7 protein-coding genes and 1 pseudogene are annotated in these 11765 nt (G+C 67.0%); all 8 read left to right on the top strand.

What is annotated here, in order from left to right:
* A pseudogene (locus A5773_RS18770) lies at window positions 1-96 on the top strand (type VII secretion protein EsxI); the annotation flags it as partial.
* A gap of 87 nt (window positions 97-183) precedes the next feature.
* A complete protein-coding gene (locus A5773_RS18765; RefSeq protein WP_055405688.1) occupies window positions 184-1086 on the top strand; it encodes an ESX secretion-associated protein EspG in 903 nt (300 codons plus the stop codon).
* A gap of 264 nt (window positions 1087-1350) precedes the next feature.
* A complete protein-coding gene (gene eccD, locus A5773_RS18760) occupies window positions 1351-2862 on the top strand; it encodes a type VII secretion integral membrane protein EccD (RefSeq protein WP_066954063.1) in 1512 nt (503 codons plus the stop codon).
* Window positions 2840-4675 carry a type VII secretion-associated serine protease mycosin gene (locus A5773_RS18755; protein WP_066954066.1) on the top strand — a complete coding sequence of 612 codons (1836 nt, stop codon included), beginning with the start codon at window positions 2840-2842 and terminating at the stop codon, window positions 4673-4675. The genes eccD and A5773_RS18755 overlap by 23 nt, the downstream gene beginning before the upstream one ends.
* A gap of 19 nt (window positions 4676-4694) precedes the next feature.
* Complete coding sequence (gene eccE, locus A5773_RS18750) at window positions 4695-5891, top strand: type VII secretion protein EccE (protein ID WP_066954069.1); 1197 nt, start codon at window positions 4695-4697, stop codon at window positions 5889-5891.
* Complete coding sequence (eccA, locus tag A5773_RS18745; RefSeq protein ID WP_066954072.1) at window positions 5888-7720, top strand: type VII secretion AAA-ATPase EccA; 1833 nt, start codon at window positions 5888-5890, stop codon at window positions 7718-7720. The genes eccE and eccA overlap by 4 nt, the downstream gene beginning before the upstream one ends.
* A gap of 1260 nt (window positions 7721-8980) precedes the next feature.
* A complete protein-coding gene (locus A5773_RS18740) occupies window positions 8981-10234 on the top strand; it encodes a PPE family protein (protein WP_067263322.1) in 1254 nt (417 codons plus the stop codon).
* 72 nt (window positions 10235-10306) lie between these two features.
* Window positions 10307-11725 (top strand): PPE family protein, encoded by a 1419-nt coding sequence (locus tag A5773_RS18735; RefSeq protein ID WP_066954078.1) that lies wholly within the window; start codon window positions 10307-10309, stop codon window positions 11723-11725.
* The last annotated feature ends 40 nt before the right edge of the window (window positions 11726-11765 follow it).

Below are 11765 nucleotides of genomic sequence, written 5' to 3'. Positions count from 1 at the left end.
ATCTACGAGCAGGCCAACGCCCACGGGCAGAAGGTGCAGAGCGCCGGCAGCAACATGGCCAGCACCGACAGCGCCGTTGGGTCCAGCTGGGCCTAACCCCAACTTCAGGCGCGGCAGCACACCACAGGTCGGTGTGCTGCCGCGTCCTGCGGTTACCGTGCACTTTGAACCCTTGAGGTATTGATGGATCAGCAGACCGCCCGCACCGACATCACCGTTAACGTCGACGGTTTCTGGATGCTCCAGGCTCTCCTGGACATCCGGCACGTCGCCCCGGAATTGCGGTGCCGGCCATTTGTTTCTACCGACTCGAGCGACTGGCTCAACGAGCATCCCGGCATGGCGGTGATGCGCGAGCAGGGCATCGTCGAAAACGACCAGGTGAACGAACATGTGGCCGCTCGAATGAGGGTGCTGGCCGCGCCGGACCTCGAGGTCATCGCCCTGCTGTCGCGGGGCAAGCTGCTCTACGGCGTGGTCGACGACGAGAATCAGCCACCCGGGTCGCGCGACATCCCAGACAACGAGTTCCGGGTGGTGCTGGCCCGTCGCGGCCAGCACTGGGTGTCCGCGGTGCGTGTTGGCGGCGACATCACCGTCGATGACGTGGCGATCGCGGACAGCGCCTCGATCGCGTCCCTGGTGCTGGACGCGCTGGAGTCGATACACCACGCCGAGCCCGCGGCGATCAATGCGGTCAACGTGCCGCTGGAAGAGATGCTGGAAGCCACCAAGTCGTGGCAGGAGTCCGGCTTCAACGTGTTTTCCGGCGGCGACCTGCGGCGGATGGGCATCAGTGCCGCCACCGTGGCCGCGCTGGGACAGGCCCTTTCCGATCCCGCGGCCGAGGTCGCGGTGTACGCGCGTCAGTACCGGGACGACGCGAAGGGCCCCAGCGCTTCGGTGCTGTCGCTCAAGGACGGTTCCGGCGGCCGCATCGCGCTGTACCAGCAGGCGCGGACGGCCGGGTCGGGGGAGGCCTGGCTGGCCATCTGCCCGGCGACCCCCCAATTGGTGCAGGTGGGCGTCAAGACGGTGCTGGACACCCTTCCCTACGGCGAGTGGAAAACCCACAGCAGGGTCTGACATTCGACGAAACATAAAGTTCACCAATGTCTTTGCACTCAACATGCGGTTGAGAAGCCAACACGGCATACTTCTCTAAGAGATTCAGCAAATCTCAAACCACTGTCACCAAGGTTTTAATCGCGAGGCGGGGTAGATGGAATTCGGATTAGTCGAGCTGCACTTTCCCGGGGGCCGCGGCGCCCCGGAAAGCCGGCCGGCGCAGACTCCCGCCCGGCTGGCGGCACGGGGTTACACATTCACGACGGTAAGGGGTTCAGGGCGATGACTGCGGTAGTTGAAGCGCTTCAGCCTGACGTTGAGGGAATTTCGCAACCTCGGGCGGTCGTGGTCGGCGTTATGGCCGGGGCGGGCGTACAGATCGGCGTCCTGCTGGACGCCAACGCCCCCGTCTCGGTGATGACCGAGCCGCTGCTGAAGGTGGTGAACAGCCGACTCAGGGAGCTCGGAGAAACCCCGCTGGAGGCCACGGGCCGCGGCAGGTGGGCGCTCTGCCTGGTGGACGGCAGCCCGTTGCGGGCCACCCAGTCCCTGACCGAACAGGACGTTTACGACGGCGACCGGCTGTGGATCCGGTTCATCCAGGACACCGAGCATCGCTCGCAGGTCATCGAGCACATCTCCACCGCGGTCGCGGCAAACCTGAGCAAGCGGTTCGCCGCGATCGATCCGGTGGTTGCGGTGCAGGTCGGTGCGTCGATGGTGGCGGCCGGGGTTACGGCTGCGTCCGGCTTGCTGCTCTGGTACCGCTGGCACCACAACTCCTGGCTGCCGACGGCGTACTCCGCGGTGATCGCCGCGGTGGTGCTGGGCGTCTCCCTGATGCTGCTGATGCGGGCCCGCACCCAGCAGGACCGCCGCATCGCCGACATCATGCTGCTGAGCGGCCTGGCGCCACTCACCGTCGCCGCCGCGGCGGCGCCGCCCGGTGGAGTGGGATCCCCGCACGCGGTGTTGGCCTTCGGCGTGCTCACCATCGCCGCGATGCTCGCCCTGCGTTTCACCGGCCGCCGGTTGGGCCTGTACACCGCGCTCATCACCATCAGCCTGGTCACGGCGATCGCGGCCCTAGCGCGAATGGTTGCGATGACCAGCGCGGTGACGCTGCTGACCAGCGTCGTCCTGGTGTGCGTGCTGATCTATCACACCGCGCCCGCGCTTTCGCGCCGACTGGCCGGCATTCGTCTGCCGGTCTTCCCGTCGGCGACCAGCCGGTGGGTGTTCGAGGCCCGGCCGGACCTGCCGACCACCGTGGTCCGCTCCGACGGTGGCCCCCCGGTCCTCGAGGGACCCGCATCCGTCCGCGACGTCTTGGTGCAGGCCGAACGCGCCCGCTCCTTCCTGACCGGCCTGTTGGTCGGGCTGGGCGTCCTGATGATCGTCTCGCTGGCGGCCTTGTCGGACCCGCACACCGGCCAACGCTGGCTACCGCTGTTGCTCGCCGGCTTCAGCGCCGGGTTCCTGATGCTGCGCGGACGCTCCTACGTCGACCGCTGGCAGGCGATCACCCTGGCGGTGACGGCCGTCCTCATCGTGGGCGCCGTGGTGGCGCGGTACGCGCTCGTGTTGCAGTCGCCCTTGGCCGTGTCGATCAGCGCGGCGATCCTGGTCCTGCTGCCGGCAGCCGGCCTCACGTCCGCGGCCGTGGTGCCCAACACCATCTACAGCCCGCTGTTCCGCAAGTTCGTGGAATGGATCGAATACCTCTGCCTGATGCCGATTTTCCCGCTGGCATTGTGGTTGATGAATGTCTATGCAGCAATCCGCTACCGGTAGTAGCAAGGTGTGGCGAGGGCGCGCTTCCGCGGCGGCCCTCGCCGCAATCTTGCTCGCCTCAGGAGCATTGGCCGGGTTACCGCCCGCTTATGCGATTTCGCCGCCGACGATCGATCCCGGCGCGGTGCCGCCCGACGGTCCGCCCGGCCCGTCGGCGCCGATGAAGCAGAATTCATACTGCACCGAGGTAGGCGTGCTGCCCGGCACAGATTTCCGGTTGCAACCCAAGTACATGGACATGCTGAACCTGCAGGAGGCATGGCAGTTCGGCCGCGGCGCCGGCATCAAGGTGGCCGTCATCGACACCGGTGTGAGCCCCCACCCTCGGTTTCCGCGCCTGATCCCCGGCGGTGACTACGTCATGGGCGGCGACGGGCTGTCGGACTGCGACGCCCACGGCACGATCGTGGCCTCGATGATCGGCGCCGCGCCGGCCAACGGCGCTGGAGTGCCACCGGCCGCGCCGCGACGGCCGGTCACCATCCCCACCACCGAACCGCCACCGAAAGCGCCGCCGCCGCAGACGGTGACGTTGTCGCCCTTGCCGCAGACCGTGACGATGGTTCCGCCTTCGCCGACGGAGCAACAGCCGGCTCCGGGACCGTTCGGGCTGCCACCGCCCGCGCCCGCGCCCGCGCCTGCAGGTCCACCGCCGGGACCGCCGCAGGGCGGGCAGGCCCCGGCCGGCAACCACGGCGGCGGCACGGTGACCATACCGAGCTATTCCGGTGGGAGCCGCGTTGTCGGAGTCGACAACTCACGCGGCCCGCGCCCGCTGGATCCGCCGCCCAGCCCGCCACCTCCGCCTCCGGCACCGCCCTCGGCTGGTCCTGACGCGTTCAGCGGTGTCGCCCCGGATGTGGACATCATCGGGATCCGCCAGTCGAGCCAGGCCTTCGGCCTCAAGGACGCCTACACCGGCGACGAAGATCCGCAGACTCGCGCGAAGATCGACGGCGTCCAGACGATGGCCCGGGCAATCGTGCACGCCGCCAACATGGGCGCGCAGATCATCAACATCTCCGATGTGACGTGCATGAGCGCGCGCAACATCGTCGACCAGCGCGCGCTGGGCGCCGCGGTGCGTTATGCGGCGGTCGACAAGAACGCCGTGATCGTGGCCGCGGCCGGCGACACGAGCAAGAAGGACTGCAAGCAGAACCCGGCGCATGATCCGTTGCAGCCCAACGATCCTCGCAACTGGAGCTCCGTCACCACCGTCGTGACGCCGTCCTGGTTCAGCGACTATGTCCTGACGGTGGGCGCTGTCGACGAGGATGGCCGGCCGATGACCCAGGGCAACCAGGGTCAGGCATCGACGAGCGTGGCCGGTCCCTGGGTGGGCATCGCCGCGCCCGGCACCGACGTCATCGGGCTATCCCCCCGGGACGACGGCGTCATCAACGCGATTGACGGGCCGGACAACTCGTTGCTGGTTCCGTCCGGCACCAGCTTCTCGGCCGCGATCGTGTCCGGCGTCGCCGCGCTGGTTCGCGCGAAGTTCCCTCAGCTGTCGGCGTATCAGGTCATCAACCGGCTGACCAGAACCGCCCGCGCGCCGGCGCGCGGCGTGGATAACCAGATTGGGCACGGCATCGTCGACCCGGTGGCGGCACTGACGTGGGACGTACCCGAAGGACCGTTGAAGCCGCCGCAGCAACTTTCGGCGCCGCTGAACATACCGAAGCCCGCCCCACCCCGGGATATGGTGCCAGTGTGGGTGGCCGCCGGGGGCCTGCTCGGGGCGTTACTGATCGGTGGGGGCGTTTTTGGAACGGCGATGCTGATGAAGCGATCGCGGAAGCAGCAATAAGGGCGGAGCAGCAACAGTCATGAAAGCTCAGCGCAGGTTCGGTTTGTCATTGTCGTGGCCGCGGGTCACCGCGGTGCTCCTGGTAGACGTCGCGATCTTGGTGGTGGCCAGCCACTGCCCGGAGTCCTGGCAGGGCACCTACCGCATCGCGTTCTGGGTGGGGGTCGGGCTAGCGGCGTTGATCGCCCTGTTCTCGCTGATCACCTACCACGGCGTGACGGTGACATCGGCATTGGCCACCTGGCTGTGGGATTGGTCGGCCGATCCCGGCACCGCGCTGGGCGCCGGCTGCACGCCGGTGCTCGATTACCAGCGTCGGTTCGGACGCGACAAGGTCGGCGTGCGCGAATACGAGGGCCAGCTGGTCTCGGTCATCGCGGTGAACGGGGGCGACGACGACGCTTCGTCGCGTCACCGGCACCGGACGTCGCCGCCCACCCTGCTGGTGCAAGCAGTGGCAGATGGGTTGCGGCAGTTCGACATTCACCTCGATAACATCGACATCGTGTCGGTGAAGGTGCGCCGCGGTGGCAACGCCGCCGAGTTGTCGAAGCTCGACGACTGGGGCCCCGAGGAGTGGGAGGTGGCGAACGGCGAGCCCTCCTCCTACGTTCGCCGCACCTGGCTGGTGTTGCGGATGAACCCGCAACGCAACATCGCCGCTGTGGCGGTCCGCGATTCGCTGGCTTCGACTTTGGTCGCGGCCACCGAGCGGCTGGCTCAAGATCTCGATGGAATGACCTGTGCCGCAAGGCCGTTGACCGCCGAGGAGATCACCGAGGTCGACCGCGCGGTGCTGGCCGACCTGGAGCCCACCTGGAGCCGGCCCGGCTGGCGCCACCTCAAGCACTTCAACGGCTTCACCACCAGCTTCTGGGTGACGCCCGCCGACATCACCACCGACACGCTCGACGAGCTGTGGCAGGCGGACACCGTCGCCACCGTGCTGACGGTCCGGCTCACCGCTCGCGCGGGCCGGCCGCAGGTGTCGGCCTGGGTGCGCTACCACACCGAGAAGCGGCTGCCCCGGAACGTTTCGTCCGGCCTCAATCGCCTCACCGGGCGTCAGCTGGCCGCGGTCCGCGCCAGCCTCCCAGCCCCCGCGACACATGCCTCGCTGGTCGTGCCGTGCCGTGCCGTGCGTGGCGACGACGAGCTCACGCTGTCGGTCGGTCAGCTGCGAGAGAGCCCGGCGGGCGTGCCTGTGGCGCAATGACGCGGCCCCAATCGACCGCTGAGGGCGCCCGCAATGCGATGGTCGCCGGCTTGCTGGCATCGGGGATATCGGTCAACGGGCTCCAACCCAGTCACAACCCGCAGGTGGCGTCGCAGATGTTCACCACGGCCAGCAACCTGGACCCTGGGATGTGCGACGCGTGGCTGGCGCGGTTGCTCGCGGGGGAGCGGAGCATCGAGGTGCTCGCCGGTGCGTGGGCGTCGATTCGCACGTTCGGATGGGAGACCCGCCGGCTCGGGGTCACCGACTTGCACTTCCGTCCCCAGGTCTCCGACGGCATGTTCCTGCAGCTGGCTGTCACCAGCGTCGAGTCACTGGCGTGCGCTTACGCGGCCGTGCTCGCCGAGGCCAAACGCTACGAGGAGGCGGCGGAACTGCTCGACGGGGTCGAGCCCCGCCAACCATTTGAGCAGGAGCTGGTCGACTACGCGCGGGGCATCCTGTATTTCCGCACCGGGCGGTGGCCGGATGTGCTCAACCAATTCCCGGAGGGCAAGGTCTGGCGTCAGCCCGAACTGAAGGCCGCCGGTGCGGCGATGGCGACGACGGCGCTGGCATCACTCGGCGTCTTCGAGGAGGCGATCCGGCGGGGCCAGGACGCGATTGAAGGAGACCGCGTTCCGGGAGCGGCCAACATCGCCCTCTACACCCAAGGGATGTGCCTGCGGCACCTGGGCCGCGAGGAAGAGGCCGTCGAGCTGTTGCGCCGGGTGTATTCGCGGGATCCGAAGTTCAGCCCGGCGCGCGAAGCGCTGGATAACCCGAACTATCGACTGGTCCTGACCGACCCGGAAACCATTGAGGCGCGCACGGATCCGTGGGACGCGGACAGCGCGCCAACCCGGGAGGAGACGGAGGCCGCTCGCCACGCCGAGGAGGCCGCACGGTACCTGGCCGAGGGTGACGCCGAGCTCAACGCGATGCTGGGCATGGAACGCGCCAAGCGGGAAATCAAGCTCATCAAGGCGACGACGAAGGTGAACCTGGCCCGCGCCAAGATGGGCCTTCCCGTGCCGGTGACCTCACGCCACACACTGCTGCTGGGTCCGCCCGGGACCGGCAAAACCTCGGTGGCGCGGGCCTTCAGCAAACAGTTGTGCGGCTTGACGGTGCTGCGCAAGCCGGTGGTGGTCGAAACCAGCCGCACCAAGCTGCTGGGCCGGTACATGGCCGACGCGGAGAAGAACACCGAGGAGATGCTCGAGGAGGCTCTCGGCGGGGCGGTCTTCTTCGACGAGATGCACACGTTGCACGAGAAGGGCTACCAGCAGGGTGACCCGTACGGCAACGCGATCATCAATACGTTGCTGTTGTACATGGAGAACCATCGCGATGAGCTCGTCGTCTTCGGTGCCGGTTACGCGAAGGCGATGGAGAAGATGCTGGACGTGAATCAGGGTCTGCGGCGGCGGTTTTCGACCGTGATCGAGTTCTTCAGCTATACGCCGGACGAGCTGGTCGCGTTGACCCGATTGATGGGCCAGGAGAACGAGGACGTCATCACCGAGGAAGCGGCGCATTCCCTATTGCCTTCGTACACAAGGTTTTATCTCGACGAGAGTTACTCCGAAGACGGGGACCTGATCCGCGGCATCGATACGCTCGGAAATGCCGGTTTCGTGCGCAACGTGGTCGAGAAGGCCCGCGATCACCGCAGTTTCCGTCTGGACGACGAGGACCTGGATGCGGTGCTGGCCAGCGACGTTACCGAGTTCAGCGAGCGGCAGCTTCTGCGGTTCAAGGAGCTGACCCAAGACGACCTGGCCGAGGGCCTCAGCGCGGCGGTCGCCGAGAACAAGACGACGTAGGTCGCGCGGCGAGTTCGCCTCATCTGGTTCCTGCCGGGCGCCGCGGCTTGGCGTCGAATCAGCCCTCCGCAGGGTCTGCGGCGGTGTCAGGTATTCCGCGGTGAGCAACCGATGCGGCAGCGGTCCGCGATACGAAGTCCATCCGCCGACCCGGCCGGCATGACGATGGCCCTAAGGGCTTCTACAAACTAGTTTTTGAGGATGAGGGCACGTTCAGCAACGTCACAGGCGTCGCAGCGGAGTCTTCAAGACTGGCCGAAACCCGCGGTGACCAGCCAAGCAGGGCCTCCCAGGAAACTGTCAGCAGCTAATCAGCGGCGCGGCAGACTAGTTCATCTACCCTGCGTGTGGGTGAACAGCAGGGGAACGCTATGGCAATTGGTTATCAGTTCGGCGACGTAGACAGGCGGGGAGCCATCGTGCGCGTCCGGGCGGCGTCGGTGGTGACCGAGCGTCGGCCTCGTTCGCCACGTACCGGCGGCGCGCGACTGCCGCGACGGCGCGGACTCGCTGGCCCGCCGGGAGGTGGGTCGCAGCTTCCGGGTGATCCAGCAACGGCCGACGCTCCGCGGGCAATCGTTCTAGACCGCCCGCAGCAACATGGCCAGCACCGACAACGCCGTCGGGTCCGGTTGGGTGTAATTGCGTCCCGGCCGGGCTGACACGCTTGCTCTGAACTCGCGGGTTTAATCCACGGCTTACATTGCGCATATGCTCCGTATGCGTTCTTCTGGCGTCGTGCCATATGGCGATAGGAGGGATTCAGCGCTTCCAATCCGTCCTGCATTTGACCGGAAAACAATTTAGCGCGATCGATAATAACGTCGATCCGTAGGGATTTTATTGCCAGAAATGACGGTTTGCGCGTCGCGCTAAACCGCGGTCTAGCTGTGCCGATACCGTCGATTACCTCGATGTATGCAAAATCACACGCGGATAGCTGTGCGCCTGAAGTTCTCACAAGAGCCGATGGCGGTGTGACATTTGCTTTTTACAGTTTGTTACGTGGAGGGAACGCGGGCTGAAATGCGTTACCGTCACAATCCCCTTATATTCATGGGCGGATGGCGGGTCAAGTCGCGCATTCTTCGTGAGGACTTCAGTTCGGGGAGGGAATGGCCTGTTGTTTGAAGTATGTGGAATGAGCTTGTGGCGTCAAAAACGGATCTGATGGATTTCATTAGAACCTTGCCGCGGTTGCGGCAGAGGCAGCAAAGCCGCGCCTACCCTGGCGGCCACTTGAGGGACGGGAGGTAGTCGATGTTGGACTTCGGGGCGCTTCCGCCGGAGATCAACTCGGGGCGGATGTATGTCGGTGCTGGGTCGGGTCCGCTGCTGTCCGCTGCGGCGGCGTGGGATGAATTGGCCGCGGAGCTGCAGGCCACAAGCGCCTCGTACGGCTCGACCATCGAGACGCTGGCGACGGGGCCGTGGACGGGTCCGTCGTCGATAGCAATGGCCGCAGCCGCCGCGCCCTACGTGGCGTGGATGAATGCCACCGGTGCCCAGGCGGAGGAGGCCGGCGCCCAGGCCAAGCTGGCCGCCGGCGCCTACGAGGCGGCGTTCGCGGCCACGGTGCCGCCACCGGTGATCGCGGCCAATCGCGCGCTGCTGGCAACGCTCATCGCCACCAACATCCTCGGCCAGAACACCCCGGCGATCGCCGCCACCGAAGCCCAATACATGGAGATGTGGGCCCAGGACGCCGCCGCAATGTACGGCTACGCGGCGTCATCGGCGACCGCATCCCAACTGACGCCGTTCGCCGAGCCGCCGCGGACCACCAACGAGTCGGCCGGCCCGATGCAGGCGGCCGCGGTCACGCAGTCGGGTGCGCAGTCGAGCTCCAACACCGCCTCTCAGCTGAGCTCGTTGCAACCCCTGCTGAACGCCGGCAACGTGGCGGCAACGAACCCTACGACGGGGACTGGGCTCACCACCGGAATCGGGCAAAACCTCGACTACTGGAACAACATCTGGTCGGTGCTGACGGGCCCGTACTCCCCCCAGTCATGGAGCAGCGTCCCGGGTGGCCCGTTCCTGTCCTTCGGTCAGGCGTACGCCTGGGGCCAGAACGGTCAGAGCGCCGCGGCGTATTTGTCCGGCCCGAAGGCGATCTCCGGGGCACTGGCGCCGCTGACCAGCGGACCCAGCGCTGTGCGGCCCATGCTGAGCTCCGCCGTCGGACCGGTTTCGGGGTCCATGGGCAAAGCGTCCCTGGTCGGCAGCATGTCGGTACCGCAGGGCTGGACGGAGGCGGCGCCGACGATCCGCACTGTCGCCCAGGTGATGCCCACCAACCTGGCCGCCGCCCCGGCCGCTGCGCTGGCCGGCGAAGAGGGCGTCTTCAGCCAAATGGGTCTGTCCAGCCTGCTGGGGCGGGCCGTCGCCGCCAGCGCGACCCACCCCATGAGCGGAAGTGCCGCCGCGGCGGCCAGCTCGCTGGGCGGTGCCGTTGCCGAGGCCGACCCGGCCGCCGCCACCATCATCGTGATCCCGTGCATCGAGGAGTGACCGCCATGAACGCACCGCACGCCAACCCAGCACCGTCCACTCAACCGCCAGCCACCAGGTAAGGGATCACAAATGTTTTACGGAGCCTTTCCGCCGGAGTTCAATTCGGGCCGGATGTATGCCGGTCCGGGACCGGAGTCGTTGGTGGCGGCCGCGACCGCATGGGAGAACCTGGCCGCGGAGTTGCAGTCTGCGGCGTCGGCCTATTCGTCGGTGGTTTCGAGTCTGGCCACCGGGCCATGGGTGGGCCCCTCATCAGTTGCCATGGCCTCGGCAGCCGCGCCCTATGTGACCTGGATGCAGGAGACCGCGATTCAGGCCCAGGAAGCCGCCACTCAGGCCAGCGCGGCGGTAGCCGCGTACGAGGCGGCGTTCGCTGCGCATGTGCCGCCCCCGGTGATCGCGGAGAACCGTGCCCTGTTGGCGCAGCTGATGGCGACCAACCTGTTCGGGCAGAACACAGCCGCAATCGCGGCCACCGAGACCCAGTACAGCGAGATGTGGGCCCAGGACGCAGTGGCGATGGACAGCTACGCCACCTCGTCGGAGGCGGCCTCGAGGTTTACGCCGTTCGCGGAGCCGCCCGCGACCACGAACACTGCCGGCACAACCATGCAGGCGGCCGCACTAAGCCAAAGTGCCGGCACCTCCGCCGGCAATGCGGGGTCAACGGTCAGCGCGGCAGCCAGCTCGCTGACCACGACCGCGACGGCGGGTAACCCGATACTGGCATGGCTCTCGCAGCTCGCGACCCAATACAACACCACCATCACCACCTTCTTGAAAGGCTTCGGCACCACTCCTGGCGGCACCCCGCTGATCACGGCCATGTACAACGCGGTCAAGGTGCCGTTGGGGCTGACCACACAGTTCAACGACGTCGGATTGCTGATCAACTTCCCCGTGTCGCAGTGGCTCAAGTTTGCCCCGCCCGCCGCCTACGGCGCGTTACCGAAGGACGCGCTCGGCGCCGGGCTGGGGGCATTGGGCTTCGGCCGGGGCACGCTCTACGACGCGATCAGCCCGACGGCGGGCTTCGCGCGCGGCACATTGGTCGGCCAGTTGAGCGTTCCGCCCAGCTGGGCCTCGGCCACCCCGGCCATCCGAACCGTTGCCGCCGCCCTGTCGGCGGCGGGGCCCGAGGCGGTGCCCGCGGCGGCGCTGGGCGAGGGCAGCCTGTTCAGTTCGATGGGGATGGCGGGGATGCTGGGCAGCGCCCTCGGTTCCGGGGGGCCCACCGTGGTCGGTGCCGGCGTCCGCAACCGGATGAAGCCCATCAAAGATCTCAAAGACAAGCAATCGCCGGAACAGCTGAAGCGTCTGGTCGCGCAGATTTCGGAGAAACCCGAAACCGTGCAGCACCACAACGTCGACCAGGAGGGCCTCGACGCCCTGCTCGAGCAGCTGGCGAAGAAACCCGGCATTCACGCCGTGCACCTGAAAAAGGGCGACAAGTCCAAAGTCCTGCCCGCCGATGCCCAATTAGGTTAACGGGCAACATGATTCAAGCTCCTGCAGCTATGCGCAAGGA

This window comes from Mycobacterium sp. 852014-52450_SCH5900713, assembly GCF_001667075.1.
Taxonomy (GTDB): domain Bacteria; phylum Actinomycetota; class Actinomycetes; order Mycobacteriales; family Mycobacteriaceae; genus Mycobacterium.
Note: the sequence above shows the minus strand (reverse complement) of the source record. Positions and strands in the feature narration are given on the sequence as shown.